The 25,236-nt window shown below is 57.6% G+C and carries 29 protein-coding genes and 1 tRNA gene; 13 read left to right on the top strand and 17 right to left on the bottom strand.

What is annotated here, in order from left to right; translation table 11 throughout:
* Position 1 precedes the first annotated feature (1 nt).
* The 7 genes from araD (at position 2) to arsH (ending at position 6,101) form a co-directional block, all read left to right on the top strand.
* Positions 2-1,726: an L-arabinonate dehydratase gene (araD, locus tag AC1DCP_RS17985; protein ID WP_003518044.1), complete on the top strand. Its 1,725-nt coding sequence runs from the start codon at positions 2-4 to the stop codon at positions 1,724-1,726.
* Positions 1,727-1,742: 16 nt separating this feature from the next.
* The gene (locus AC1DCP_RS17980) at positions 1,743-2,540 is read left to right on the top strand and encodes an NAD-dependent epimerase/dehydratase family protein (protein WP_111804757.1); all 798 of its coding nucleotides are present in this window, start codon (positions 1,743-1,745) and stop codon (positions 2,538-2,540) included.
* A 34-nt stretch (positions 2,541-2,574) separates the two neighbouring features.
* Positions 2,575-3,294, top strand: coding sequence for a ribonuclease activity regulator RraA (locus AC1DCP_RS17975; protein ID WP_003518042.1), 720 nt, complete (start codon positions 2,575-2,577; stop codon positions 3,292-3,294).
* Between the two features lie 261 nt (positions 3,295-3,555).
* A complete protein-coding gene (locus AC1DCP_RS17970) occupies positions 3,556-3,912 on the top strand; it encodes an ArsR/SmtB family transcription factor (protein ID WP_003518041.1) in 357 nt (118 codons plus the stop codon).
* Complete coding sequence (gene arsB / locus AC1DCP_RS17965; protein WP_111788747.1) at positions 3,912-4,970, top strand: ACR3 family arsenite efflux transporter; 1,059 nt, start codon at positions 3,912-3,914, stop codon at positions 4,968-4,970. The genes AC1DCP_RS17970 and arsB overlap by 1 nt, the downstream gene beginning before the upstream one ends.
* A 2-nt stretch (positions 4,971-4,972) precedes the next feature.
* Entirely contained in the window at positions 4,973-5,398 is a 426-nt protein-coding gene (arsC, locus tag AC1DCP_RS17960) for an arsenate reductase (glutaredoxin) (RefSeq protein WP_476774522.1), read from the top strand.
* The gene (arsH, locus tag AC1DCP_RS17955) at positions 5,373-6,101 is read left to right on the top strand and encodes an arsenical resistance protein ArsH (RefSeq protein ID WP_476774521.1); all 729 of its coding nucleotides are present in this window, start codon (positions 5,373-5,375) and stop codon (positions 6,099-6,101) included. Before arsC ends, arsH begins: the two co-directional genes overlap by 26 nt.
* 4 nt (positions 6,102-6,105) lie before the next feature.
* Here the strand turns inward: arsH and arsK are convergent, their stop codons facing one another.
* The 3 genes from arsK to AC1DCP_RS17940 form a co-directional block, all read right to left on the bottom strand.
* Positions 6,106-7,311, bottom strand: a complete 1,206-nt coding sequence (arsK, locus tag AC1DCP_RS17950) for an arsenite efflux MFS transporter ArsK (protein ID WP_476774520.1) — start codon at positions 7,309-7,311, stop codon at positions 6,106-6,108.
* A complete protein-coding gene (locus AC1DCP_RS17945) occupies positions 7,304-7,675 on the bottom strand; it encodes an ArsR/SmtB family transcription factor (RefSeq protein WP_476774519.1) in 372 nt (123 codons plus the stop codon). The genes arsK and AC1DCP_RS17945 overlap by 8 nt, the downstream gene beginning before the upstream one ends.
* Before the next feature lie 141 nt (positions 7,676-7,816).
* Entirely contained in the window at positions 7,817-8,740 is a 924-nt protein-coding gene (locus tag AC1DCP_RS17940; RefSeq protein ID WP_476774567.1) for a LysR family transcriptional regulator, read from the bottom strand.
* Positions 8,741-8,852: 112 nt separating this feature from the next.
* Between AC1DCP_RS17940 and AC1DCP_RS17935 the strand changes: the two genes are divergently transcribed.
* The 5 genes from AC1DCP_RS17935 to speB are packed head-to-tail and all read left to right on the top strand — an operon-like array spanning position 8,853 to position 12,769.
* Positions 8,853-9,695: a transporter substrate-binding domain-containing protein gene (locus tag AC1DCP_RS17935; protein ID WP_035199834.1), complete on the top strand. Its 843-nt coding sequence runs from the start codon at positions 8,853-8,855 to the stop codon at positions 9,693-9,695.
* 19 nt (positions 9,696-9,714) lie between these two features.
* Positions 9,715-10,365, top strand: a complete 651-nt coding sequence (locus AC1DCP_RS17930) for an amino acid ABC transporter permease (protein ID WP_476774518.1) — start codon at positions 9,715-9,717, stop codon at positions 10,363-10,365.
* Positions 10,362-11,012, top strand: a complete 651-nt coding sequence (locus tag AC1DCP_RS17925) for an amino acid ABC transporter permease (protein WP_003518030.1) — start codon at positions 10,362-10,364, stop codon at positions 11,010-11,012. Before AC1DCP_RS17930 ends, AC1DCP_RS17925 begins: the two co-directional genes overlap by 4 nt.
* A gap of 1 nt (position 11,013) precedes the next feature.
* Positions 11,014-11,796 (top strand): amino acid ABC transporter ATP-binding protein, encoded by a 783-nt coding sequence (locus AC1DCP_RS17920; RefSeq protein WP_476774517.1) that lies wholly within the window; start codon positions 11,014-11,016, stop codon positions 11,794-11,796.
* Between the two features lie 19 nt (positions 11,797-11,815).
* Positions 11,816-12,769, top strand: a complete 954-nt coding sequence (gene speB / locus AC1DCP_RS17915) for an agmatinase (RefSeq protein WP_476774516.1) — start codon at positions 11,816-11,818, stop codon at positions 12,767-12,769.
* A 211-nt stretch (positions 12,770-12,980) separates the two neighbouring features.
* Here the strand turns inward: speB and AC1DCP_RS17910 are convergent, their stop codons facing one another.
* The 6 genes from AC1DCP_RS17910 to AC1DCP_RS17885 all read right to left on the bottom strand — a co-directional run bounded on the left by AC1DCP_RS17910 (position 12,981) and on the right by AC1DCP_RS17885 (position 17,620).
* Positions 12,981-13,655, bottom strand: a complete 675-nt coding sequence (locus tag AC1DCP_RS17910; protein ID WP_003518022.1) for a 4-carboxy-4-hydroxy-2-oxoadipate aldolase/oxaloacetate decarboxylase — start codon at positions 13,653-13,655, stop codon at positions 12,981-12,983.
* A 101-nt stretch (positions 13,656-13,756) separates the two neighbouring features.
* Positions 13,757-14,593: an ABC transporter substrate-binding protein gene (locus AC1DCP_RS17905; RefSeq protein ID WP_476774515.1), complete on the bottom strand. Its 837-nt coding sequence runs from the start codon at positions 14,591-14,593 to the stop codon at positions 13,757-13,759.
* A 30-nt stretch (positions 14,594-14,623) separates the two neighbouring features.
* Positions 14,624-15,385: an amino acid ABC transporter ATP-binding protein gene (locus AC1DCP_RS17900; protein ID WP_476774514.1), complete on the bottom strand. Its 762-nt coding sequence runs from the start codon at positions 15,383-15,385 to the stop codon at positions 14,624-14,626.
* Positions 15,382-16,140: an amino acid ABC transporter permease gene (locus tag AC1DCP_RS17895; protein WP_003518019.1), complete on the bottom strand. Its 759-nt coding sequence runs from the start codon at positions 16,138-16,140 to the stop codon at positions 15,382-15,384. Before AC1DCP_RS17895 ends, AC1DCP_RS17900 begins: the two co-directional genes overlap by 4 nt.
* Entirely contained in the window at positions 16,137-16,844 is a 708-nt protein-coding gene (locus tag AC1DCP_RS17890; RefSeq protein WP_476774513.1) for an amino acid ABC transporter permease, read from the bottom strand. Before AC1DCP_RS17890 ends, AC1DCP_RS17895 begins: the two co-directional genes overlap by 4 nt.
* Positions 16,841-17,620 (bottom strand): SDR family oxidoreductase, encoded by a 780-nt coding sequence (locus AC1DCP_RS17885; RefSeq protein ID WP_003518017.1) that lies wholly within the window; start codon positions 17,618-17,620, stop codon positions 16,841-16,843. The genes AC1DCP_RS17890 and AC1DCP_RS17885 overlap by 4 nt, the downstream gene beginning before the upstream one ends.
* A gap of 210 nt (positions 17,621-17,830) precedes the next feature.
* Between AC1DCP_RS17885 and nac the strand changes: the two genes are divergently transcribed.
* The gene (gene nac / locus AC1DCP_RS17880; protein ID WP_003518016.1) at positions 17,831-18,736 is read left to right on the top strand and encodes a nitrogen assimilation transcriptional regulator NAC; all 906 of its coding nucleotides are present in this window, start codon (positions 17,831-17,833) and stop codon (positions 18,734-18,736) included.
* A gap of 45 nt (positions 18,737-18,781) precedes the next feature.
* On the opposite strand, the gene AC1DCP_RS17875 is transcribed toward nac, so the two are convergent.
* The 8 genes from AC1DCP_RS17875 to AC1DCP_RS17840 form a co-directional block, all read right to left on the bottom strand.
* Positions 18,782-19,987: a pyridoxal phosphate-dependent aminotransferase gene (locus AC1DCP_RS17875; protein WP_476774512.1), complete on the bottom strand. Its 1,206-nt coding sequence runs from the start codon at positions 19,985-19,987 to the stop codon at positions 18,782-18,784.
* Positions 19,988-20,036: 49 nt separating this feature from the next.
* Positions 20,037-20,804: a 5-oxoprolinase subunit PxpA gene (locus AC1DCP_RS17870; protein WP_121557329.1), complete on the bottom strand. Its 768-nt coding sequence runs from the start codon at positions 20,802-20,804 to the stop codon at positions 20,037-20,039.
* 30 nt (positions 20,805-20,834) lie between these two features.
* Positions 20,835-21,830 (bottom strand): 5-oxoprolinase subunit C family protein, encoded by a 996-nt coding sequence (locus tag AC1DCP_RS17865; RefSeq protein WP_112681630.1) that lies wholly within the window; start codon positions 21,828-21,830, stop codon positions 20,835-20,837.
* The gene (gene pxpB, locus AC1DCP_RS17860; RefSeq protein WP_476774511.1) at positions 21,827-22,534 is read right to left on the bottom strand and encodes a 5-oxoprolinase subunit PxpB; all 708 of its coding nucleotides are present in this window, start codon (positions 22,532-22,534) and stop codon (positions 21,827-21,829) included. The genes AC1DCP_RS17865 and pxpB overlap by 4 nt, the downstream gene beginning before the upstream one ends.
* Positions 22,531-22,959 (bottom strand): dihydrolipoyllysine-residue succinyltransferase component of 2-oxoglutarate dehydrogenase complex, encoded by a 429-nt coding sequence (locus tag AC1DCP_RS17855; protein WP_112959661.1) that lies wholly within the window; start codon positions 22,957-22,959, stop codon positions 22,531-22,533. Before AC1DCP_RS17855 ends, pxpB begins: the two co-directional genes overlap by 4 nt.
* Complete coding sequence (gene accC / locus AC1DCP_RS17850; RefSeq protein ID WP_112959666.1) at positions 22,956-24,314, bottom strand: acetyl-CoA carboxylase biotin carboxylase subunit; 1,359 nt, start codon at positions 24,312-24,314, stop codon at positions 22,956-22,958. Before accC ends, AC1DCP_RS17855 begins: the two co-directional genes overlap by 4 nt.
* Positions 24,315-24,343: 29 nt before the next feature.
* The gene (locus AC1DCP_RS17845) at positions 24,344-24,778 is read right to left on the bottom strand and encodes an acetyl-CoA carboxylase biotin carboxyl carrier protein (protein WP_112201073.1); all 435 of its coding nucleotides are present in this window, start codon (positions 24,776-24,778) and stop codon (positions 24,344-24,346) included.
* 310 nt (positions 24,779-25,088) lie between these two features.
* Positions 25,089-25,165: transfer RNA gene (locus AC1DCP_RS17840), tRNA-Met, on the bottom strand.
* Between the last annotated feature and the right edge of the window lie 71 nt (positions 25,166-25,236).

Here is a 25,236-nt window from a genome sequence, read left to right as displayed (position 1 = left end):
CATGACCGACAAAAAACTCCGTTCCTCCCGCTGGTTCGCGCCCGACGATCTGCGCAGTTTCGGCCACCGCTCACGCATGATGCAGCTTGGCTATTCGGAGGAGGATTTTGCCGGCAAGCCCGTCATCGGCATTCTCAACACTTGGTCGGAGCTGAATACCTGTCACTCGCATTTTCCCGAACGTGTGAAGGATGTGAAGCGCGGCGTTCTACAGGCAGGTGGCTTCCCGGTCGAGATGCCCTCGCTTTCGGTCGATGAGAGTTTCACCAAGCCGACCTCCATGCTCTATCGCAACATGCTCGCCATGGAGACGGAGGAAATGATCCGTTCGCATCCGCTGGATGGCGTGGTGCTGATGGGTGGTTGCGACAAGACCACCCCCGGCCTCGTCATGGGAGCGATCTCGGCCGGCGTGCCGATGATCTATCTTCCGGCCGGGCCGATGCTGCGCGGCAACTATGCCGGCAAGGTGCTGGGCTCCGGCTCCGATGCCTGGAAATACTGGGACGAGCGCCGGGCCGGTAACGTGACCGATGAAGAATGGCGCGGCGTGCAGGGCGGCATTGCCCGCTCCGCCGGCGTCTGCATGACCATGGGTACGGCATCGACCATGACGGCAATCACCGATGCGCTCGGTCTCACTTTGCCCGGCGCTTCCTCCATCCCGGCGGTGGACGCCGAACACCAGCGCATGTCGGCAGGCTGTGGCCGTCGCATTGTGGAAATGGTGGCCGAGGAGCTGACCCCGGATCGTATTCTGACTGCGCCCGCGTTTCGGAATGCGGCCATCGTTGCCATGGCGACCGGTTGTTCCACCAATGCCGTCGTGCATCTGATTGCCATGGCGCGCCGCGCCGGTGTGCCGATGACGCTGGACGAGCTGGACGAACTCGGCCGCGTGACGCCGCTTATCGCCAATGTTCGCCCCTCCGGCAAAGATTACCTGATGGAGGATTTTTATTATGCGGGCGGTCTGCGAGCCCTGATGAAGCAGATCGAAAGCCGTCTGGACTGTTCCGTGCTCACCGTCACCGGCCGCAGCATGGGCGAAAACCTCGAAGGCGCGCGGGTCTATAATGACGACGTCATCCGCTCGCTGGATAACCCTGTTTACGCTGAAGGATCGCTTGCCGTTCTACGCGGCAATCTCTGCCCGGATGGTGCTGTGATCAAGCCCGCCGCCTGCGATCCGAAACTCCATTTCCATGAAGGTCCGGCGCTGGTCTTCGATAGCTACCCTGAGATGAAGGCGGCGATCGACGATGAAAATCTGGATGTGACGCCCGATCACGTTCTGGTTCTGCGTAATGCGGGCCCGCTTGGCGGCCCAGGCTTTCCCGAATGGGGCATGTTGCCCATCCCCAAGGCGCTGATCAAGAAGGGTCACCGCGATATGGTGCGCATTTCCGATGCCCGCATGTCCGGCACCTCCTATGGCGCCTGCGTTCTTCATGTCGCGCCGGAAAGCTTCGTCGGCGGTCCACTTGCCCTGCTGAAGACCGGCGATATCGTGCGGCTCGATCTGCCCCAGCGCCGTCTCGACATGCTGGTCAGCGAAGAGGAGATCGCCCAGCGTCGGGCCGCATGGCAGGCGCCGCCGCCGCGTTACGAGCGTGGTTATGGCTACATCTTCTCGAAACACGTTACCCAGGCGGATGCCGGATGCGATTTCGATTTCCTGCAGACGGATTTCGGCCGCACAGCTGGCGAACCCGACATATTCTGAGACGGGAGCGCGCAAAATGATGAAACGTTTGCTGATTACGGGCGCCGGCGGCAAGCTGGGCAGCATGTTGCGCGGCAGGCTCGGCCATCTCGCGGAGATCATCCGCCTTTCGGATGTGGTTGATATGGGTGCGGCGGCAGCGAATGAAGAGATCATCCGCTGCTCTCTGGAGGACGGTGGCGCCGTCCATACGCTGGTCAAGGATTGCGACGGCATCGTCCATCTCGGCGGCATCTCCGTCGAAAAGGCTTACGATCCCATCGAGGCCGCCAATCTGCGCGGTGTCTATAATCTTTACGAGGCAGCAAGGCTTGCTGGCATGCCACGCATCCTGTTTGCCTCCAGCAACCACACCATCGGATATTATCCGCAGGGTGAGCAGCTATCGCCGCAGACACCGTTTTTGCCGGATGGCCTTTACGGCGTCTCGAAGATTTTCGGCGAGGCAATGGCGAGCCTCTACCATTCCAAATTCGGACAGGAAACGGCCATCGTCCGCATTGGCTCCTGCGAAGAGAAGCCCACCAACTGGCGCATGTTATCCACCTGGCTCAGCCATGACGATCTGGTCTCCCTGGTAGAGGCCGTATTTCACGCGCCAAAACTCGGTTGCCCGGTCATCTGGGGCGTCTCTGCCAATGACGACAGCTGGTGGGATAATTCCCACGTCGATTTTCTCGGCTGGCAGCGGCGGGATAATGCCGCACGCTTCCGGGCCGATATCGAACGGGATGTCCCTCGCCCTGATCCGGATGCCGCAATCGCGAAATACCAGGGCGGCGTTTTCATAGACGAACCGATCCACAAAAACTGATGTGCAGACACTCACGCTATTCGAGGAGAATAAGATGAATACAGAAACCAGGGAAAAATTGATGACGGTTTCCGTCGCCACCCTCGCAACCGCACTCTACAAGCGCGGCCTGCGCAACCAGGTCATTCAGGGCGTCCACCCGCTTGGCCACAAGGGCGCGAACATGGTCGGGCCTGCATTCACGCTGCGTTACATGCCCGCCCGCGAAGACCGCAACCAGCTGGTGGAATTCCGCAACCCCGCACATCCCCAGCGCGTCGCCATTGAGACCTGCCCGCCCGGCCACGTACTGGTCATGGACAGCCGCAAAGACCCGAGCGCCGCATCCGCTGGTGATATTCTTATCACCCGCCTGATGGTGCGCGGTGCTGCCGGCGTCGTTACGGATGGCGGTTTCCGCGATGCTGCGACGATTGCGGAGCTGGATATTCCAGCCTACCACACCCGACCATCCAGCCCTACCAACCTCACCAAACACGAAGCAATTGAAATCAACGGCCCGATCGGCTGCGGCGATGCCCCGATTTTCCCCGGGGATATCATTGTCGGTGATGCGGATTGCGTCATCGTCATCCCCGCCGGAATTGCCGACGAAATCGCGACAGAAGCGGTGGAAATGACCGCTTACGAGGATTTCGTGGTCGAACAGGTGAAGGGCGGCGCAACCATCATCGGTCTTTATCCCTGCACGAAGGACGAACACCAGAAAGCTTTCGCCGTATGGCGCGAACAGAGAGACCGTTCGGGCGCGTGAGCCGAACAGAACGCTTGCCGGTTTCGTCCGCAATGCATTGAAGCAAGCCTGCATGGGTGGCGTCCCACTCATGCAGGCGGACTCGCATGTACAATAATACCAAGTCGCCGAAGCGACTGGGCCGACGATTTTCCCGCACTAAAAACCGGCCCGAAATTGGTTTCTGTCGATATTCGTAAAATGATCCCCTGGAGTTTGTGGTGTTTGGTAACACCCGCAAAAACACATTGACTATGCCTATATTTCCATTAATCTGGATATATGGAACAAGAACAGGCTATTCTCGCTTTGGCGGCGCTTGCCCAGCCAACCCGTCTCGAAACTTTTCGGCTTCTGGTGCGGCACGCACCGGAAGGCTTGCCGGCGGGTGACATCGCGCGCGCGCTGGTGGTGCCGCAAAACACCATGTCCGCGCATCTGAATGTTCTGTCACGCGCGGGCCTCGTATCATCGCAACGCCAGAGCAGAATCATCATGTATCGCGCGCAGATAGAACAGCTTCGCGACATGACGCTGTTTCTCCTGAAAGATTGTTGTGGTGGATCGGCAGAGCTTTGCGCTCCGCTGATCGCCGAGTTGACGCCCTGCTGCACTCCACACGCGGGAAAGTCCGCCTGATGTCCACATTTGAACGTTACCTAACCGTCTGGGTGTTTCTGTGCATCATCGTCGGTGTCGCCCTCGGCCATTTGCTGCCCGGCGTCTTCCAGCTCATTGGCGCGGCCGAGATTGCCAAGGTGAATATCCCGGTCGCAATCCTGATCTGGCTGATGATCATTCCGATGCTGCTGAAGATCGATTTCCGCTCTCTCACGCAGGTCGGCACCTACTGGCGGGGTATCGGCGTCACGCTGTTCATCAACTGGGCCGTCAAGCCGTTCTCGATGGCGCTGTTGGGCTGGCTCTTCATCGGCTGGCTGTTCCGCCCCTATCTTCCCGCTGACCAGATCGACTCCTATATCGCGGGACTGATCATTCTTGCCGCAGCGCCCTGCACTGCCATGGTCTTTGTGTGGTCTAACCTGACACGCGGCGAACCACTGTTCACGCTCTCGCAGGTCGCACTCAACGATGCGATCATGGTCATCGCCTTTGCTCCCATTGTCGGCCTTTTGCTTGGCCTGTCCGCAATCACCGTTCCGTGGGACACGCTCGTCCTCTCCGTTGCCCTCTATATCGTCGTGCCCGTCTTCCTCGCGCAGTTCATCCGGCACCGGCTCATGGCGGACGGAACGTCACGGATGCTCGATCGCATTCTCGCAAGGCTGCAGCCGATTTCGCTGTTAGCGCTGCTTGCAACACTGGTTCTTCTCTTCGCCTTCCAGGGCGAGCAGATTATCGCCCAACCAGCCGTCATCGGCTTGCTTGCAATCCCCATCCTTATCCAGGTCTATCTGAACTCCGGGCTCGCCTATCTTCTGAACCGGATGAGCGGCGAACGGCACTGCATTGCCGGTCCGTCGGCACTGATCGGTGCAAGCAATTTCTTCGAACTCGCGGTTGCGGCCGCTATTAGCCTGTTCGGTTTTCAATCAGGCGCAGCACTGGCAACCGTTGTCGGTGTCCTCATCGAGGTTCCGGTCATGCTCTCGGTCGTCTGGATCGTGAACCGCTCGAAGGATTGGTACGAGGCGGCCCCAGCCGTTTCCCGAAACACAATTACCGAAAGGCAATGAGCATGGACGTCACCATCTATCACAACCCGGATTGCGGCACTTCGCGCAACACCCTCGCACTCATTGAGCACGCCGGTATTCAACCCACTGTGATCGAGTATCTGAAGACCCCGCCGAGCCGCGAGCAACTCGTCAAGATGATCGCCGACGCCGGGCGGACCGTCCGCGAGGCGATCCGCGAGAAGGGCACGCCCTATACGGTGCTTGGGCTTGGATATCCTGAACTGACCGATGACCAGTTGATCGATGCCATGCTCGAGACGCCAATCCTGATCAACCGGCCATTCGTCATCACCCCAATGGGTACGCGGTTGTCGCGCCCCTCGGAAGTGGTTCTGGATATACTTCCGGCAGACGCATTCAAGGGGCCGTTTACCAAAGAAGACGGCGAACAGGTCCTCGATGATGAAGGAAAGCGCATTGCCTGACACATTCCCCGCACTTGAGGGCCAGCACCTGCACGCGATTGATCTCGATGCTCTGCGTCCGGCCTTTTCGACACATAAGCCCCGCATTCTGATCCTCTATGGTTCGCTACGCGAGGTATCCTACAGTCGTTTGCTTGCCTTCGAAGCAGGGCGGCTGCTCGAACGGCTTGGATGCGAAGTTCGCATATTCAATCCGAAGGGCCTGCCTTTGCCCGACGAAGCACCCGTGAGCCACCCGAAGGTGCAGGAATTGCGTGAGCTCTCGCAATGGTCGGAAGGGCAGGTTTGGGTAAGCCCCGAGCGCCACGGCGCGATGACCGGCATCATGAAGTCGCAGATCGACTGGATTCCTCTCTCGCTCGGATCTGTTCGCCCGACACAGGGCAAGACGCTCGCCGTCATGGAGGTTTCCGGCGGCAGCCAGTCCTTCAATGCTTTGAACCAGATGCGTATCCTCGGGCGATGGATGCGGATGATCACCATCCCCAACCAGTCGTCGGTCGCAAGGGCGTATCAGGAGTTCGATGCTAACGGACGGATGAAGCCGTCGCCCTATTACGACCGGGTGGTGGATGTCTGCGAGGAGCTGGTGAAGTTCACCATCATGACCCGCGATGCCTCGGCCTATTTGACCGACCGCTACAGCGAGCGGAAGGAAGAAACGGTCGAGTTGGAGAAGCGGGTCTCGCTGAAGTCGATCTGACGACCTAGGTTGTTGCGGTGGCTGGCCGCCGACAGGATGCTGCCACCGCAACGAATGCCGTGATGCTGACCGCGCCGAGACATGCGTTTCCAATGAGTGACAGGCTTAGGCCAAAGTTTTCCATGGACGCCGCGAACGCGAAGGGTGCCCCGGCTCCGAGCGCCAGTCGAGCTGCCGCCATCTTGCCCGTAATCGCGCCATACCCTTCCGATCCGAACAGATAGAGTGGCAGGCTGCCCTGCGCGATGCTGTTGATGCCTGACCCAAGCCCGAGGCAGATTGCGAACGCGACTGCCCCCGGTAGCCAGTCTCGCGTTGCCAGCAAGATCAGGATGCCGAACACGATCAGCACCGCCGACAGGACGGCGAGCGCTGGCGGCGACAGGTTCTTTCCGAAGACCATGTTGATCAGGCGGCTTGCGACCTGTGCCGGACCGAACAGAGATCCTATAACTACTGCCGCGCCACCTAGCCCGATGGAACCGAGCATCGGCACCATGTGCGCGAGGATCGCGGCAAGCGTAAATCCGAGAAGCGCGAAGGCGAACGACACCATGATCATGCTTCGGCGGCGCGCATCGTGGGGGATTGCTCCGATTATGGCTTCGCGAGGGACGGCCGCATCCGCATTCGGTCCGGTCTTGCCGACGCGCATGATCCAGACGTGTAGAGGCATGCAAAGGAACAGATTCAGCGCTGCAAAGACCAGATAGATCTCACGCCATGACATCCATTCGGAAAGCGCGGCCGAGATCGGCCAGAAGATCGTCGATGCGAACCCGCCGATCAGCGTGAGGTAGGTGATGCTCCGGGATGCGGTTCTGGGATCGCTTTCGACCAGCGTCGCGAACGCGGCCTGATACTGCACCATTCCGGACGATACCTCGAGCAGGATGATGGCAACGGCAAAGATTGCGACTGACGGTGACCAGGCACAGAGCGACAGCATAAAGGCCGCAAGGCCTGAGCCGACCGTCATCACCGTGGCGGCTCCGCTCCTATCCATCTGCCTGCCGATATAGGTTGCCGACAGACCTCCGATGAACAGCGACACCGAGAAGACGCCAAATACCTCCGCCAATGTCAGGCCGAGGTCTTCCGCCATGCCGGGGGCAAGAATACTGAAACTGTAATAGAGAGTGCCGTAACCGATGATCTGCGTGAGGCCAAGCGCTGAGACGATGCCAGCAGGTACTTTCGAATTATGCAATGATATTGCCCCCATCGGACGAAGTGCCAGCCGGACTGGCGCATCCATCGCTTCGCTCGACATTCTCCAGAATCGCCGGATGTTCGGCACAACAGTCTTCTACCAGGAATTTCACAAGCTCGGCCAAAGTGTCGTAGCTGGCGCTGTAAAGGATAGACCTCGATATTCGTCGTTGCGAGACCAGGCCAGACCGCTCCAGTTCCTTGAGATGAAACGACACGTTCGTTGCCGAGACGCCCATGCGCTCGGCGATTGCACCGGCGGCCAGTCCGTCAGGACCGGCAACGACAAGTGCTCGAACGATCGCGAGGCGCGTCTCCTGAGAGAGGGCAGCAAATGCCGAAAGAGCCTGACGCTGATCCATATTTCAACAATCCTTGAATTATTGAAGTATGGATAGCGAACGGCGATGCCATCGGCAAGGCAATTTCTTCCCGAGATCACACTTGCCCCTCTGGAACATACGTAGGCGTTCGCGGCGACGGGGCTATGAGCGGCGTATGCTCTACGCCATGCGCGCGTTCTTGTGAAACGCCTCTGATGCGAAACCGGCGAGTTCGCGAATGAAGAAATCGAGCACCGTCGAAGGCTTTTCAGCGGACCGCGTGGCAATAACGAAGGTGGACTGGATACGGGTCTTTGCTGCCATCAACGGCCGGAAAATTCCTTTCTGGACCCAATCATCCGCATAATGATCAGGCAGATACCCAACATAGTGGCCGGACATCACGAACATCGCCTGCGCCTCCATGTTGGAGGCCGAAGCGCGCGCCCGTGCCTGCGGAAAATATTGCAGCTCACGCATATTGGCATAGGGCCGCACGACAAAATCGAAGGATTCGATGCGCTCGACGGAAAGTTCGGCATCGGGAAGATGAAAGAGCTGGTGTCCCTTCGCGCAATACAGTGAATGCGCCTCCTCCCTGAAGCGCGAAAGCTTCAGGCCCTGATACGGCAGCGTTTCCGGTAAAAGTGCGATGTCGAGGCCGCCATTGGCAATTTCCGACAACAGGGCGTCCGGCGTGTCGATCACCAGCTCGATACGTGCTTCCGGCGCCTTTTCACTGATGCGGGCGATGATGCGGTGAATGGGCAGGTCGTGATCGGTAATCGTGTTGTCCACAAGTCCCAGTCGCAACGTACCGGTAATACGGTTCTTGAGCGTACCGATATCGCTTTCGAAGGCGTTCAGCGCCAGGAACAGCACTTTCGAACGCTCATGCACGAGCGCGCCGCGATCCGTCAATTCAAAACCGGATCGCCCTCGCCGACACAGCTTGAAACCGAGCCTGTCTTCCAGCGCCTTGATATGGAAACTGACAGCGGACTGGCTCAGCCCGAGCGTGATTTGCGCACCGAGAAAACTCTTGTGCTCCACGACGGCGCGGAAGACGGCGAGAGAACGAAGGTCGGATTGCGCGAGCTGCATGGGCACCGTTACATCAATTTTACAAATATAAACTCCATCAGTTTCCTATTTTTCTGGAATAATGTCCATGGTTTCCTCCTCCCCAATCACAAACCAATAAGGGAACGAAACCATGCAAAACCTGCTCACTCTGAAATCTCTCACGCTCTGCGCAGCTTTCGCCGTCAGCCTCGGCGCATCCGCCCATGCCGCCGATCTTCTGGAAAAGATCAAGGCCGATAAGGTTTTCACTGTCGCAACCGAGGCCCGGTTTGCGCCGTTCGAATTTGTCGAGGACGGCAAGATCGTCGGTTATTCCGCTGACATCATGCAAGAAGTCATGAAAGCCTTGCCCGGCGTTGAGCTGAAGCGTCTCGATCTGCCCTGGCAGGGCATCCTGCCAGGCCTTGCCGCCAGCCGCTTCGATTATGTCGTGACCTCGGTCACCGTGACGCCGGAACGCATGAAGGCCTACAAGCTCTCAGCACCCGTTGCCGATGCGACGATGGCAATCCTGAAACGCAAGGGCGATGCCGAGATCTCCAAGCCGGAAGATATCGCGGGTAAGCCCGTCGGCTCGCAGGCGGGCTCCGCGCAGCTCAAGGCGCTTGAGACGTTTTCCGCCGAACTGAAGGCCGCCGGCAAGGATGCCACGACGGTCTCCAGCTACACGGATTTCTCGGAAGCTTATGCCGACCTCGGTGCCGGGCGCCTGCGCGCCGTCGTCAACTCGCTTCCAAACCTTCTGGAAGCTGCACGCCAGCGGCCGGATGCTTTTGAAGTCGTTCTGCCGACCTTCGGACCGAAGACCTATTTCTCATGGGCGGGCCGCAACGATACTGACAGTGCGACACTAAATGCCTTCATGGACAGTGAATTGGCAAAGCTCAACGCATCCGGCAAACTGGCCGAATTCCAGAAGAAATGGTTCGGCGCGCAGATGGAGCTTCCCGCCACTCTGCCGGCGACTGAGTGACCGGCAGGTCGAACCGGTCATGGACAAGATATCTTTTGCCATCTGGCCGGTTCTTCTGGACGGCCTCTTCACCACGCTGACCGTCAGCCTTTCGGCGCTTCTTCTAGGAGCGCCGCTGGCCCTTCTCCTCGCGGCCTGCGGTCGCAGCGGCCGCCTGCCCCGCCTGGCATCCGGTCTCTACATCTCCTTCTGGCGAGGCACGCCCATTCTAGTCCAGCTGCTGATCGTCTTCTACGTCCTGCCACTTCTGGGGCTGGATCTGACGCCGGTTGCTGCCGCAACTTTGGCGCTGGCGCTAAACACAGCCGCCTTCCAGTCGGAGATATACAGGGCAGGCCTGCAATCCATTCCAAAGGGAGAGCGGGAAGCCGCCGCCATGCTCGGCCTTTCCGCAGGTCGTACATTCCTGCACATTGAAGTGCCTCAGGCCTTCAGAACCATGTTGCCGGCACTTGTCGGCGAGATACAGGCTCTCGTGAAGAACTCTTCACTCGTTTCGGTCATCGCCGTCACCGACTTGACGCGCCGTGCCCAGCAATATGCGGCCACCACCTTCCGGCCACTCGACGCCTATCTCTCGGCTCTCCTGCTTTATGTCACGGTTGGAGCGCTGCTTGCGGGAATAGGCCTCCTTGTCGAACGGCACCTGACAAAGGAAGCGACGCGATGATTTCCGGCTTCCTGAACGATATTCCTCTCTATGCGGCCGGTTTGTTCACAACACTGACAGTTTCCATTGCGGGTATCGCACTGGCCGTCATCATCGGTATCGTGCTGGCTGCGGCGCTACGGTCGCGGTACATGGCCATCTCCCTGCCGGTAAGGCTTTATGTGGAGTTTGCCCGCGGCGCGCCGCTCGCGCTGATCCTGTTTCTTTTCTATTATGGCGGCCCGCAATTGGGGCTGATCCTCAGCCCCTATGCCGCCGGCATCGTCGGTCTCGGCCTCTATGGCGCTGGCCCCTTTGCGGAGATTTTCCGCGCCGGTTTCAATGCCGTTCCAAGAGGCGAGATCGAAGCGGCGGGAATGCTGGGCATTACCTCCGGCGACACCTTTCTCCACATCCAGATGCCGCAGGCGCTGGCACTGACACTGCCGGCTTCGGTCGGCCAGGCCATTAATCTCGTCAAGGAATCCGCCGTTCTGTCCGTCATCACGCTCAGCGAGCTGACCAAGGTCGCCGGTACGATCAGCTCGATCACCTTCGCGGTCGTAACCCCTTATCTCACCATTGCCCTGCTCTACTGGGCAATCGTCGAAATCCTGTCGCGGCTCGGCCTCTATCTCGAACGCCGCCTTTCCACCGAAGGCTCCTGACATGAGCGAACGAACAGTTGTTATTTCCGCGCGCGGCCTGGAGAAAAGGTTCGGTGACAAGACCGTTCTGAAAGGCATCGATCTCGACATTCATATGGGTGATGTCCTGTGCATCATCGGACCTTCGGGATCGGGCAAGAGCACGCTTCTGCGCTCGCTTGCATTTCTCGATCCCTATGACGCGGGTGATGTCGATGTCTTCGGCCGCCTGATCGGCTGGCGTGAAACCCCGCTTGGCCGCGAACGCGCCGGTCCGAGAGAACTGGCAGAGACGCGCCGCCCGCTTGGAATGGTCTTTCAGCACTTTCATCTGTGGCCACATATGAGCGTCATCAAAAACGTGACATTGGCGCTCAGGCTCGTCCATGGTCTTCCCCAGGCCGAAGCGATAAAGCGCGGCCGCGCCATGCTGGATAAAGTCGGGCTTGCCGCTTTCGCTGACCGCCGACCCGACGGCCTGTCCGGTGGGCAGAAGCAACGCGTCGCCATCGCCCGCGCACTGGCGGTGAACCCTCGCGCCATGCTGTTCGACGAACCGACCTCCGCACTCGATCCCGAACTTGTCGGTGAAGTGCTTTCCGTCATGAAGACGCTCGCGGCGGAAGGAATGACCATGGTCATCGTCACGCACGAAATGGGTTTTGCCGCACATGCGGCCAACCGTGTCGTCTTCATGGATGACGGCAAGATCGTTGAGGAAGGCGCACCGCAGACGCTTTTCAGTAATCCGAAGAGCGAACGCCTTTCCCAATTTCTGCAAACCTGGCGCGAGCGCGCACTTTGATATCTGAAAGGACATTTCCATGACTGCCCACGGCTATGACGGCGGACGATTGAACCTGCCATTCGTCGGTATTTCCACCTTTGCCAAAAGTCCCTACGTCGAAAACTGGGACGCGATCGACGCGGATGTGGCGGTTCTCGGTGCCCCGTTCGATTTTGGGACGCAATGGCGCCCCGGCGCCCGCTTCGGGCCGCGCAGCATCCGTGAGGCCTCCACCCTGTTTTCCTTCGGCCACGCGGGCGCCTACGATCACGAGGACGACGTCACATATCTGGAAGGCGTGAAGATCGTCGATATAGGCGACGCCGACATTGTTCATACCGATACGGTGAACAGCCACGCGAATATCGAGTTCGGCGTCCGCAAAATCCTTAAAGCCGGCGCACTGCCTGTAGTGCTTGGCGGAGACCACTCCATCAACATCCCCTGCATCAATGCCTTCAGCGATCAGGAGCCGATCCATTTGGTGCAGATCGACGCGCATCTGGATTTCGTCGATGAGCGTCACGGCGTCCGCTTCGGACATGGCAGCCCCATGCGCCGCGCCTCGGAAAAACCGTGGGTCACCGGAATGACCCAGCTCGGTATCCGCAACGTCTCCTCCACCGCAAAGGAAGGATACGACTATGCCCGCTCCCAGGGCTCGGATATTCTCTCCGTGCGCCGGATCCGCAAACTCGGCGTGGACGCCGTAGTGGAGCGCATCCCCGCGGGCAAGCGCTATTATCTTTCGATCGATATCGATGGCTTCGACCCGTCCATCGCGCCAGGAACCGGGACCCCGAGCCATGGCGGCTTCATCTATTACGAGGTACTGGAACTGATTGCAGGTCTTGCAAAGCGTGGCGAGATCGTCGGCATTGATCTGGTCGAGGTCGCGCCTGATTACGATCACACCGGCTCCACCGCCATTCTGGCTGCGCAGATTCTGCTCAACACGATCGGACGTATCTTCGTAGCTCGGAACGCATAAAAAACCGCGATCCGCCGGTACTGGATCCTTGGACACGCAGCGCGCAAGAAGGGCCGCCCTTGGGGCTTCCTGGAGTTCGATGGTCTCGTCAGACGTGAAGCCAAAAGCCCTCCACGGGGGGAGGGCTTTTGTTTGCATTGATTGTAGCTATGGTTGCGACGGTTTTAAAAGTCCAAAAACGCCAAACGCGCCTCGCTGCACCACGCAAAAATCAGATATCAACGACAAGCCCCTTTGCCTTCAGGACGGGCTCCAGATTGCTAACCTCGATAACGGATTTGCCCTGCTTGTAAGCTTCAATGAAGCCCGCTTCAGCATCTTCGCGAATTTGGGAAAGACGTGCCGATTCCTGAGCGTCAGCACGACGCACAACCACCAAACCGTCCGCATCGCCAACAATGATGTCGCCGGGATTGACGATCTCATCGCCAATGATGATCGTATCGTTTACTGCGGCAATCGTTTCCTTGACGGTACCCTTGATGCAGACGCTGAACGAGAACACAGGGAAGCCAAGGTCTCGAAGCTGCAAGGTGTCACGCACACCGGTATCCGTCACCAGACCACCGATCCCCTTTGCAAGGCAGGCATTTGCCAGCACGTCGCCAAAGGAACCAGCCTCTTCGTACTCACCAGCTGAAACCACGATGATGTCGCCGGGCTTGGCGTAATTAATGGCCAGCTGCAACATGATGTTGTCACGCGGCGCGCATTTGACGGTAAAGGCGGGACCACACAGTTTCATGCGGTAATCGACAGGCTTGATGCGGGAGGAAAGTGCGCCCCTGCGACCCTGTGCCTCGTGGATGGTTGCCGGCGAAAACTTCGAAAGGGCTTCGATGTCTGCCTTGCTTGGCCGTTCTGCTATATCTTTAATGTGGATCATAAAACCTCCCACGGTAAGGCTGGCGGCGGGAACGTCCCGCCACTCGCATTGAGTTTAATTGTCATGTGTCAATCGTTGCCGTGGCTTGAAGCCAGGCGGGATCAGGGGATCGGGTCGAATTTCAGCTCGGAGAGCGGGACGACCTTGTCCGTACGGGTCATTTTGTATTCGGTATTCGGGCCAAGCCACTTGTCCCAGATTTTGTTTATCTCGCCGGAGGCGTCGAGTGTGCGCAGCACTTCATTGATTTTCGCTGTCAGGGCAGGATTGTCCTTTGCCATGCCGACACCGATCGGCTGATAGAGCATAGGCTCCTCGATCATGCGCATCGGTTTGCCCTTGGTCTTCGATTCATTGACGAACTTGGTGGTGGTCATGGTGTTGGCCACCATACCCCGCGCCTTGCCCTGCTGAACGGCAAGATAGGCAGAGGCAGTATCCTGGAAGGTCAGCGGCTCGGACTTGTTGAGCTTGATAGACATTTCAGAGGTCGAGCCCTTGGTGGAGGCGACACGCTGGCCCTCGTAATCCGACTTCTTCTTGCCGGCATCATCAACCGGCACGATCAGCATTTCCTTGGCGAGATAATAGGGATCGCTGAACTGAATCTGCTCGGCGCGGCTTTGTGTGTAGGCGAGATTGGCGACAGTGATATCGACGCGGCCAAGCTTGACTTCCGGCACACGGGCTTCCACCGACACCGGTTTGACTTCGGCCTTAACGCCCAGTTCCTTGGCGATCGCGTTGCAAAGATCAACGTCAAAACCGGCCATTTCACGGGTCTTCGGATCGGGTGCCGCGAATGGCACGACATCAGCAAAGGTTGCGCAACGAAGCACCTTGTTCGCCATGATCGTATCGAGTTGATCAGCCGCCGCTGGTGACGCGAGAGCGGTTCCAGCCAGTGCAGCGGTAAGTGTCAGGCATTTCCAGTTCATGGTCAGTTCTCCTCTTATGATTGATTGGTATCAGTGGCGCAGATCGGAAAGGAACCGCTGCGCGCGCGGATGGCGTGGTGCTGTAAAAAACTCTTCCGGCGTCGCTTTTTCGAGAATTTCGCCGGCGTCGATGAACCAGATGCGGTCGGCAACTTCACGGGCAAAGCCCATTTCGTGGGTCACGCAAAGCATGGTCATGCCCTCTGCCGCGAGCCCCTTCATGACGGCCAGCACCTCTCCAACCATTTCCGGGTCGAGAGCGCTTGTCGGTTCATCGAACAACATGACGGGCGGCTCCATGGCCAGCGCACGCGCAATTGCCACGCGCTGCTGCTGACCGCCGGACAATTGCCCCGGATAGGCGCCGGCCTTGTCGGATAGGCCTACCCGATCCAGAAGCTTCAAAGCTTTCTGGCGGGCAACATCAGGTGCGACGCCTTTCACCCGGATCGGGGAAATCGTGACATTTTCGACAACGGACAGGTGCGGGAAGAGATTGAAATTCTGGAACACAAAACCAACTCTGCTGCGCAGAAGATTGAGTTCCTTTGTCTTGGTTGCCGCGTGAATATCCTGCCCATCGAGCGTGATGGATCCGCTGTTGATCTCTTCGAGACGATTGACGGTACGGATCAATGTGGATTTGCCGGAGCCGGAAGGGCCGCAGATGACGATAACCTCGCCCCGCGCAACTTCGGCGTCGACATTCTTCAAAACCTCGTAGTCGCCATAACTCTTGCAGACATTGGAAATGCGGATGGTCTGATGTGTTGATGATGCCGTGTTTGTCATGGCTGCTCCGTTATGATTTTCGCCTGCGCCTGCAATGCCTGTTGCCGGCGACCGACCACACCGGCACGGCGTTTGGCGATACGCCGCTCGACGGCATTTGCGAGATACGTCAAGCTCCAGCAAATGGCGTAGTAGACAACCGCGAGGATGAGGAAGACCTGGAATGGTTGGGTCAGAAGCTGATTATTGACCTGACTTGCCGCAAAGGTGAGGTCGGGTACGTTGATGACGTAACCGAGCGTCGTATCCTTGATCGTGGCGACGAATGTCGAGATCATGCTGGGGATCATGTTGTAAAGCGCCTGCGGCAAGATGATGAAGCGCATTGCACCGAGATAGCTGTGGCCAAGCGCTCTCGCCGCATCCATCTGCCCCGCACCAAGAGCGACAATACCCGCTCTTACGACTTCGCTGAGAAATGCGCCCTGATAGATGACAAGCGTCGTCAACATGATGACGAAGCTTGGCACGTCTGCGCCGGTCCACAGCGGAACGAGGAAATAACTCCACAGGATGAGCATGAGCAAAGGCACGCCGCGGGTGACATAGACCAGCCCCGTTACCGGCCACCGCAGGAGCCGCCACTTGGACAGGCGCGCCATAGCCATAAGGATGCTGACAGGAAAGGCTAGTGCGATGGCAAGGGCAGACAGGATGATCGTGTTCGCAAGCCCTCCAAGCGGGCCGTTCGGATATTGCCCGATCAGCAGCAGCAACCAGTTGTCATGAACGATGGTAATCATGTCGCCGATCATCCGCGTGCCCTCCACGCTGGATCAAGGCGCATCGAAAGATACGCACCGGCACCCATGATCAACAGCGAGAAGAAGAGGTACAGAACAGTTCCGACAAGATAGATCTCGAAGGTCTGGAAGCTGAGATTTTCAATTTCCTTGATGGCATGGGTCAATTCGGAAGCGCCGATAATGAGGGCGAGGCTGCTGTTCTTGAACAGGGAGACACTGTGATTGATGAGCGGCGGCAGGGCATTGCGCACGCCTTGCGGCATGATGATGAAGCGCATCGCGGAGAGATAACCGTGGCCCAATGCCTTGGCCGCTTCCATCTGTCCCGGGCTGACGGAGCGCAGGCCTGAACGCAGATCCTCACTAAAATAGGCTGCCTGACAGAGACCAAGACCCACCACGGCAAAGATCGCTTCGGCATTGTGACCGATCAGCCAGTCCGTCAAACCTGAAGGCAGGAGCGTGAATATCCCGAAGTACCACAGCATCAATTGCACGAGTGTGGGCACATTGCGGTGGTAGGAAACATAGGCCGCCACGGCGCGATCAGCAAAACGCGACGATGAAAACCGCACGCATAACAGGACCAGCGCAAGCGTCATGGCGAGAGACCATGACCCGATAAAGATGACGGAGGTCATCTGCAATCCGTGCCAAAGCATTGCAATATATTGCGGGTCGCTCAGGATTGCCGACAGGTCGAAACCGCTCACGGCTTTTGTTCCTTCGCTGCGTCAGCTTGCGCCACAGTCTGCGGTTTGGCCGTCTGAAGTCCGCCCATAACCTGCAATGTCGGGGTAATTTCCATATGGCCGATATTCATGGAAACTGGCGCGGCAACGGCAAAGGCAATCGCGTCGGCAATATCTTCCGCTTTCGGCAACTCGAAACCATCGATGAAGCGCTCGCGCACGCTCGGATCGTTGCCGTGAACGTGAGTGAAGATATCCGTCGCCACGCGGCCGGGGCAAATCTCCGTTACGCGGACGCGTCTGCCGAATGCATCCAGCCTCAACTGGTTCGAAAGCATGGCGACACCAGCTTTAACGGCATGATAGGTCGAGTTGCCACCGAAATTATAGTTTCCGGCGATGGACGAGATATTGACGACATGCCCGCGATCACGCTCCACCATGCCCGGAACAATCAGCCGACAGATGTGGAGAACGGCGCGGAGATTCACATCGATCAAAAGGTCGATATCCTCCGCATCAGCCTGAAGGAACTTCTTCGGCCTGTCGACGCCGGCATTATTCACGAGAATGTCGAACTGCACCTTGTTTGCAAGATCGGCAATTGCAGCGCGATCGGTAACGTCGATCGCGTGCGGTATGCAGCCGGTGCGTTCGGCAAGTTCATTCAGGGCGCCGGCGCTGCGGGCAACCGCGTGGACTTCAATGTTTTCGCGGCAAAACCGCTCGACGACAGCGGCACCGATACCGGATGAAGCACCGGTGACCAAAGCGGTCTTGTAATCGGAGAATGGCATTCTGATCCCCTTTTTTGTTACCATCAACACTAGCGAAGCTTTCCCTGCTTGCCTAAGACCGATTATTTTTGGAGTAATAAGTAAGTTTTATGGAGACCCGCAAACAGGCAATTAGAGACGGGATTCCGGGATGTTCTTGTTCCAGGCAGGAGCTTTCCGCTCTGGCGCCCAGATTGCAAAACGCGTGCGAGCCTGTAAGCTGCGCCAAGCATGGATATAAGACGTCTCAAATCATTCATCGTCATCGTAGACAGTGGCAGCATCACGCGCGCCGCAGATATTCTGCATCTGGCGCAACCGGCACTCAGCCAGCAACTAGCCGCGCTTGAAGATCATTTCGGCCAGAAATTGCTCATCCGTAGCCAGCAGGGCGTGACGATGACGGATGCGGGACATGCCGTTTACCGCCATGCACAGATCATATTGCGCCAGATGGAACAGGCGCAGGTTGACGTATCGGCGGCGGGTAACTCAATTGCGGGACGCGTCTCGGTCGGTCTGGTCCCATTCAGCAGCGCTGCAACGCTTTCCGTGGAACTGTTGGCGGAAACGCGGAAGCGACATCCGGGGATATTGATCCACCTGACGGAAAGTGTCGGACAAACCTATAGCCAGATGATCATGAATGGACGTCTGGAACTGGCTTTGATCCATGGGGTCGGACCAATCAAGGGCGTAAAATTCGAGCCCATGCTCAGCGAAGAATTTTATCTCGTCGCACATCGCGATTTCGCAATCGAAGCGGATTCAAAACCGGTGCCGATCGCCGCGCTTGATGGCATGCCCATGCTGATGCCACCCGCGTATAATTTTGTCCGGCGCGCTGTAGACACGGCATTTACCCGCAGCCGGATCAATCTGAAGGTCGTCGCGGAAGTGGAAATCGTCAGGACGCTTGCCCGCGCCGTTGCCAGTGGTCTCGGCGCAACCATCATGCCAAAAGCGATAGCCAACCGGATCGTCTCGGAAACGAGCGAACCACTTATTTGCCGGCTGCTGTCGCCACGGATCGAAGAAACACTGTCGCTCTGCATGTCCGACCAGAATTCGCTGTCTGAGCCGGCTTTTGCCGTCAAGGATATTCTGGTGGAACTGACGGAAAAATTGAAACTTTAGAGTATCCTTTGGCCCGGCAGCCGAGCCAAAGGATCGTTTTCAGGATCAACGCATATCCTGGCAGAACTGCGCAATGCGGGCGCAACCTTCGCTCAACATCTCCATGCTCGTTGCATAGGAGATCCGGAAGTATGGGCTCATACCATAGGCGGCGCCCTGTACCGTTGCCACGTGATGCTCATCAACCAGCGCCATCACAAAATCCACATCGCCTTCGATTTTGCGTCCGCCCTTGGTGGTCTTGCCGATAAGCCCAGACATATTGGGATAGAGGTAAAAAGCGCCTTCCGGCTTATGGCAGCGCAAACCGTCAATCTCGCCGAGTTTGCTTAGAACAAAATCGCGACGGTCGCGATAGATAGCCGCGCGTTCTTTAAGAAGATCCTGGGGACCATCCAGCGCTGCAATCGCTGCCGCCTGCGAAACAGTGGCAATGCCGCCGCCGTTCTGACCGTTTACATTGCTTATTGCGGCGATAAGTTCCTTCGAGCCGCTGGCGCAATAGCCCAGACGCCATCCCGTCATGGCGTAAGCCTTCGACACGCCGTTCATTGTCAGAACGCGGTCATAAAGCCGCGGCTCCACATCGGCAATTGTGCCGAATTCGAAGCCATCATAGACAAGATGCTCGTAAATATCGTCAGTCAGGATCCAGACATGGGGATGACGCAGCATAACCTCTGCGATTGCTTTCATCTCCGCACGGGAGCAGGCGGCGCCGGTGGGGTTGTTGGGAAAATTGAGAATGAGCCACTTGGTACGTGGCGTAATCGCAGCTTCCAAATCTTCGGCACGCAGTTTGAAACCGGTTTGTTCGACGCACGGCACAGCGACGGGAACACCCCCTGCGAATTTGACGATATCCGCATAGCTGACCCATGACGGGGTGGGAATAACGACCTCGTCGCCCGGATTGCAGGTTGCAAGCATGGCGTTGAAAATTACCTGTTTGCCGCCTGCGGAAACGATGATCTGGCTGGCATCGTAGGTCAGAGCATTGTCCCGCTTGAACTTTCTGGCGATCGCGGCTTTCAGCGCAGGCGTGCCATCCATCGGTGGATATTTCGTCTGCCCGCCAAGGGCTGCTTCGTGCGCGGCCTCGATTGCGTGAGCAGGCGTCGGGAAGTCCGGTTCACCTGAGGAGAGGCTGACCACCTTGACACCCTGCGCGGCCAGTTCTCTGGCGCGTTGGGTCATGGCGGCGGAAGCGGAGATGGAAACGTTTTTCAGGCGGTCTGATGTGGAGGGCATCTGCATGATCTTTCAGTAAGATTTAGAGAACGGGCCAACCAGAGGCCCATTAAGACGCGAGTTCTGCCGCAGGCGCGAGCGCTGCGCCGGAGGCGCTGATTTCACTACGCACGATACGCGCCAGCTCCAGTGAACCGGGCGTATCGCTGTGGACGAGGATGGAGCGAGCCGGCATTGTGATGACCGTGCCATCGATGGCTTCGACCGTGCCATTGGTAAGGAACCGGCGGACACGGGCGCGCACCGATGGTTCATCCTTGACCAGCGCGCCGGGAAGACCCCGTGCGACAAGGCTTCCCTTGGCGTCGTAGGCGCGATCGGCCAAAAACAATGCCAGGGTCTTCAATCCAGCGCGTTTTGCCGCTCTCTCGATTTCGCTGTCCGGCGTTACGAACACCACAAGCTTCGGATCAACGGCAGAAATGGCATTCATCATCATATCGGCAAGCGCCGGGTCGCGATTGACCATATTGCCCATGGCCGCATGAAAACTGAAGTGCCCGACTTCGACGCCTTCGCTTTTGGCAATCGCGATCAAGGCCCCGAGCTGATAGAGCATCTGCTGTCTCAACTCATCCGGCTGAAAGGGCATTTCGCGTCGGCCGAAGCCTGCCCTATCAGGCAATCCCGGATGCGCGCCAATGCCAACGCCATTTTCTTTGGCAAGGCGAACCATTCGCGCCATGGTATCTGGCTCGCCGCCATGAAAACCACAGGCAATATTAGCCGACGATACGATCTTCATCATCGCTTCGTCGTCACAGAGCCGGTAAGGACCGAAGCCTTCGCCCATGTCGGAGTTCAGATCGATCTTCATCGTTTCCTCCCTTTGCTCCCTGGTTGTCCGTCAACCCATCGCATTCAGCGCTCGCTTGACCATTTGTGAGGTCTGGCGAACATCATCGACGTATTTCGCAACTGCCCGCTCGGCCACACGCGCTTCCTCGTGATTGGACTTCACGAATTTGATCTTCCCACCCGGGCGTGCCTGTCCTAACCGCCACAGGTCGGCTTCGATCACGCCGGCAATCTTTGGATAACCGCCCGCCGTATTTGCATCGCTCATCTGGATGATCGGCTCGCCACCTGGCGGCACCTGTACAACGCCCGGCATCACACCGTGGGAACGCATTTCGATGGTTTCCGTCGGTTTTATAGGATCACCCGACAGCCGGTAACCGGTCCGGTCGCTGCGGGAGGATATGCGCCAGATCTGGCTCCAGAATTCCTCGCCATCATTGGCAAACAGCTTTTGTTCACCGGCCGGAATAGCACGTATCGGCAAAACGCCGTCCACCACAGGCGGAAAAATATCGCTCAAAGCCACGGAAGGCTCAACTACACCAAGCCCGTTTGATGGTAGTGGTAAAAGATCGGCGGAAGCCCCTATTTCCAGCCTGTCACCTTTTGCAAGCGGTCGCCCATCGTGACCGCCGAAACTGCCGCGCAGTGCCGTGCTTCGAGATCCCATCAAAACCGGAACGTCCACCCCGCCCGTAACCGCGACATAAGCGCGGGCGAGTTTCGGCGGCTGCCTCAGTTCCAGTATCTGACCTTCCTTGCCGATATGAGCGCACCAGGAAAGCAGCTCTTTCCCGTCAAGCAACGGGCGCCCATCCGTCCCGGTAACGGCAAATGTTGCTGTTTTCGTAAAACGCAATTTGAATGGAAAAGTCTGGACCTCGATGACGGCAGCATCTGCGGCATTACCGGTCAGAATATTGCCGATCTTGAGCGACAGAGGATCCATGGCACCGCCAGCAGAAACCCCGATGTCACGGTAACCGGGGCGACCGAGGTCTTGCACGGTGTTGAAGGGGCCGGTTTCGATGATTTCGATCATAGCTCGATCCCTGTAGGTATGAAGCGAACCGTATCTCCGGGTGCCAAAAGAGCTGGCGCAGAAGAGGCGGGATCGAACATCTGCAAATCGGCGTAACCGATGGAATTCCACCCATTCGGTCCGGTCAACATCGCCACACCCGTCTGCATTCCACCGATCGTCACGCAACCCTTTTCCATCTTGATCGATGGCACGGTTTTTCGGGGCATATAGATGCGCGCATCAAGACCATGCAGATAACCAAAGCCCGGCGCGCTCCCAAGCGCGAAGACGCGGTAGGTCGCCTCATGGTGAATCCGCACGACTTCGCGGTCGCTCAGCCCTGAAAAATCACAGATGGCTGGAAGGTCGGCAGCGTATTCGCCCCCATAATGTACCGGTATTTCAACTTTCTTCCCGACAATATCCAGACTGGCTGCTTTATCCCAGGCATCGAGCAACTGAGACACGATGGACTCTGGATCTTCAGGCGTTTCCTTAAAAATCGCCAGAAGGTTCGTCATGCCGGGAATGACTTCCGCAACACCTGCCCAGACTTTTACCGTTTGCGAAAGCGCCCAGATCCAGCGTTGTGCTGGCAGATCAAATTCGCCGGATGCTTCGAGCAAGAATGACCGGGAGCCTATGAACGAAACGCGCGCCTGGCCTTTTATGACGGGCTGGATTTCGTGACGAGTTGCTAGAGTGTTCGATGTCGCAATCATGATTGAAGCTCGATTTCGAACAGCGGATCACCAAAACCAACCAGAGCATCCTGCACGGCAAGCTGATTGACGAGCGAACCGTTACGACCCGCGACAACGGGGATGAGAATGTGGTCGATCCGGATAAATCCGATCACGTCATCTGCAGCAACCAAACGCGGAAGATTTTGCGTTTTTGCAGGCAGAGCAGGCTTAGAAGAGCAGAAGAGGCCGGCAATCGGCGCTTTTACCACCACTTTCGAAACAGCGGCCTTTGGTGAGCAAACAGTGCCAGCGACGGAAATTGCAGATCTTGCCGAAGCAGAAACAATAATGCGTACCTGACCCTCAGGCGTCGTGATTTCCACGCCATCCACGCCTGCATCCGTCAGCATATCGGTCAAAGCTGTGAGTAAGGCAGGGTCGCTAAAGTCGGGCCTGCTCATGCTGCGCTCCGTTCTTTTAGCCATTGTTCAAGATAGTGAATGTCTGTTTCGCCCTGCGCAAAAGCGTCGTCCTCAAACAGGGCGCGCAGGAGCGGAAGATTGGTCGAAATACCCTCCACCCGTGTACCCGCAAGCGCTTGGCGCATCCTAACCATGGCTTCAGCACGGGTCGGCGCATGTACGATCAACTTGGCGATCAAGGAATCATAATAGGGTGACACCCGGTAGCCGACATGGATATGGGTATCGACGCGAACCCCCTCTCCTTCCGGCAGCACAAGATCGGTCACGATGCCTGCCGAGGGGAGAAACTTATCAGGATCTTCGGCATTGATCCGGCATTCGAAAGAATGTCCGTCGCAGATAACATCTGCCTGCCGCAAGTCCAGAGGCTTACCCTGCGCCGCCTCGATCTGGGCCTGAACGATGTCGATGCCGCTCGTCATTTCCGTAACGGGATGTTCGACCTGCAAGCGCGTATTCATCTCGATGAAATAGAACTTGCCGTCTTCAAACAGGAATTCGAAAGTTCCCACCCCGCGATAGCCAATCTGTCGGCAAGCCTCGACGCAAGCCATACCAACCGGCTGGATCACATCGACCGAAATTCCAGGCGCTGGCGCTTCTTCGACCACTTTTTGATGACGACGTTGCATCGAACAGTCGCGGTGACCAAGCCAGACGGCATTGCCGTGCGTGTCGCACAAGACCTGTATCTCGATATGACGGGGATGCTGGAGAAACTTCTCCATGTAGAGGACAGCAGAGCCAAAAGCCTGCCTCGCCTCCTCCCTCGTCAAGGTAATGGCTTCATGAAGCAAGGCAGCTTCCTGCACTACTCGCATGCCGCGCCCGCCACCACCGCCCGCAGCCTTGATGATGATTGGATAGCCGATCTCATTCGCGATACGCTCAACCGTTGCGGCATCCTCGGGAAGCGCTGTATCCGGTCCCGGTACACATGGCACACCGGCCGCAATCATTGCCCGTTTGGCAGCGATCTTGTCGCCCATCGTGGAGATCGACCTTGCGTCCGGACCGATGAATACGAGACCGGCATCTTCGACAGCCTGAGAAAAGGCGGCATTTTCGGACAGAAATCCATAACCGGGATGGATCGCACCCGCACCCGTCAGACGGGCAGCGATTAAGATAGCATTCTGATTGAGATAGCTCTTGGCAGCATTCGCCGGTCCAACACAAAGGAAGGTGTCAGCCGTTTGGCCATATGGAGCCTGCCTGTCCGCCTCAGAGCAGATGGCTACGGTCTTCAAGCCCAATTCGCGGCAGGCGCGCTGAATGCGTGCAGCAATTTCACCCCGGTTGGCAATCAGGACCGTGTCGAAACCCGGCATATCCGATGTAGTGTTGAGACCTTCCGCCACTACGCGATCTCCGCCAGCAAATCATTGGCCTCAACCTCGCCACCATCAACCTCCGTCAGATAGGTGATCCGGCCAGCGCGTGGCGCAACAATTTTATTGAAGACTTTCATGGCTTCGATGATGAAGAGGGCCTGCCCCTCCTCGACCACATCTCCAGCCTCGACAAATGAAGGTTGTCCCGGCGCGGAAGCGCGATGCAAAACGCCAAAAATCGGGGCATGAACGGAGGTGGCCGATGTGGTGGCAGGAAGGATCGACTCCGACCGATCGATCAGGGCGTCATCCTCGGCTTTGACCGAGACATTGCTGCCAGTCTCTGTTCGAGGTGCGGTTTTGAATATCCGCACAGTTACGCTTTTCTCTGTCACCATGAGTTCGGTGACGTTCGTTCGTCCGACAAAATCAATCAGCGTCTTTATCTTTGGCAGGTCCATAAGCGTACTCGGCATTGTCCAAAGCCACCCGGTAATCCCGCACGATCGGGTTCACTTTCGGCTGCCTTAGACCTAGCACGATAGGCTGTTTGATGGGGTCAGAAGAACTTTTGATGGAGGTGTTCAATGAATTGGGGCCGTGAGCCTGTTGAGTTCGCGAAGCTCGAGTGGGCGTAATGGATCGACCGCTGCACGCTATCAGAGCCCCACGTGGCTATACCGCCAGCAATTCATTTGCGGTATCCAAGGCCCTAAACGCAAGGTGCCCTCCGGGATGGGAGGGCTTTGTTGTTGATAGTCTTGAAGATATTGGTTGCGGGGGCAGGATTTGAACCTGCGGCCTTCAGGTTATGAGCCTGACGAGCTACCGGGCTGCTCCACCCCGCGTTACCAGCGTAAATCCCTATGGGATTTATCGCGACCAGCGTAAATCCCTATTGGATTTATCGCGACTGCAT

Source organism: Agrobacterium sp. 10T429, assembly GCF_056393925.1.
This window is presented reverse-complemented; position numbering and strand designations above follow the sequence as displayed.

Bases quoted from the DNA above. Each gene is read 5' to 3' on its own strand.
- araD (WP_003518044.1), top strand. From the start codon at position 2: ATGACCGACAAAAAACTCCGTTCCTCCCGCTGGTTCGCGCCCGACGAT.
- AC1DCP_RS17980 (WP_111804757.1), top strand. From the start codon at position 1,743: ATGATGAAACGTTTGCTGATTACGGGCGCCGGCGGCAAGCTGGGCAGC.
- AC1DCP_RS17975 (WP_003518042.1), top strand. From the start codon at position 2,575: ATGAATACAGAAACCAGGGAAAAATTGATGACGGTTTCCGTCGCCACC.
- AC1DCP_RS17970 (WP_003518041.1), top strand. From the start codon at position 3,556: ATGGAACAAGAACAGGCTATTCTCGCTTTGGCGGCGCTTGCCCAGCCA.
- arsB (WP_111788747.1), top strand. From the start codon at position 3,912: ATGTCCACATTTGAACGTTACCTAACCGTCTGGGTGTTTCTGTGCATC.
- arsC (WP_476774522.1), top strand. From the start codon at position 4,973: ATGGACGTCACCATCTATCACAACCCGGATTGCGGCACTTCGCGCAAC.
- arsH (WP_476774521.1), top strand. From the start codon at position 5,373: ATGATGAAGGAAAGCGCATTGCCTGACACATTCCCCGCACTTGAGGGC.
- AC1DCP_RS17945 (WP_476774519.1), bottom strand. From the start codon at position 7,675: ATGGATCAGCGTCAGGCTCTTTCGGCATTTGCTGCCCTCTCTCAGGAG.
- AC1DCP_RS17940 (WP_476774567.1), bottom strand. From the start codon at position 8,740: ATGCAGCTCGCGCAATCCGACCTTCGTTCTCTCGCCGTCTTCCGCGCC.
- AC1DCP_RS17935 (WP_035199834.1), top strand. From the start codon at position 8,853: ATGCAAAACCTGCTCACTCTGAAATCTCTCACGCTCTGCGCAGCTTTC.
- AC1DCP_RS17930 (WP_476774518.1), top strand. From the start codon at position 9,715: ATGGACAAGATATCTTTTGCCATCTGGCCGGTTCTTCTGGACGGCCTC.
- AC1DCP_RS17925 (WP_003518030.1), top strand. From the start codon at position 10,362: ATGATTTCCGGCTTCCTGAACGATATTCCTCTCTATGCGGCCGGTTTG.
- AC1DCP_RS17920 (WP_476774517.1), top strand. From the start codon at position 11,014: ATGAGCGAACGAACAGTTGTTATTTCCGCGCGCGGCCTGGAGAAAAGG.
- speB (WP_476774516.1), top strand. From the start codon at position 11,816: ATGACTGCCCACGGCTATGACGGCGGACGATTGAACCTGCCATTCGTC.
- AC1DCP_RS17910 (WP_003518022.1), bottom strand. From the start codon at position 13,655: ATGATCCACATTAAAGATATAGCAGAACGGCCAAGCAAGGCAGACATC.
- AC1DCP_RS17905 (WP_476774515.1), bottom strand. From the start codon at position 14,593: ATGAACTGGAAATGCCTGACACTTACCGCTGCACTGGCTGGAACCGCT.
- AC1DCP_RS17900 (WP_476774514.1), bottom strand. From the start codon at position 15,385: ATGACAAACACGGCATCATCAACACATCAGACCATCCGCATTTCCAAT.
- AC1DCP_RS17895 (WP_003518019.1), bottom strand. From the start codon at position 16,140: ATGATCGGCGACATGATTACCATCGTTCATGACAACTGGTTGCTGCTG.
- AC1DCP_RS17885 (WP_003518017.1), bottom strand. From the start codon at position 17,620: ATGCCATTCTCCGATTACAAGACCGCTTTGGTCACCGGTGCTTCATCC.
- nac (WP_003518016.1), top strand. From the start codon at position 17,831: ATGGATATAAGACGTCTCAAATCATTCATCGTCATCGTAGACAGTGGC.
- AC1DCP_RS17875 (WP_476774512.1), bottom strand. From the start codon at position 19,987: ATGCCCTCCACATCAGACCGCCTGAAAAACGTTTCCATCTCCGCTTCC.
- AC1DCP_RS17870 (WP_121557329.1), bottom strand. From the start codon at position 20,804: ATGAAGATCGATCTGAACTCCGACATGGGCGAAGGCTTCGGTCCTTAC.
- AC1DCP_RS17865 (WP_112681630.1), bottom strand. From the start codon at position 21,830: ATGATCGAAATCATCGAAACCGGCCCCTTCAACACCGTGCAAGACCTC.
- pxpB (WP_476774511.1), bottom strand. From the start codon at position 22,534: ATGATTGCGACATCGAACACTCTAGCAACTCGTCACGAAATCCAGCCC.
- AC1DCP_RS17855 (WP_112959661.1), bottom strand. From the start codon at position 22,959: ATGAGCAGGCCCGACTTTAGCGACCCTGCCTTACTCACAGCTTTGACC.
- accC (WP_112959666.1), bottom strand. From the start codon at position 24,314: ATGCCGGGTTTCGACACGGTCCTGATTGCCAACCGGGGTGAAATTGCT.
- AC1DCP_RS17845 (WP_112201073.1), bottom strand. From the start codon at position 24,778: ATGGACCTGCCAAAGATAAAGACGCTGATTGATTTTGTCGGACGAACG.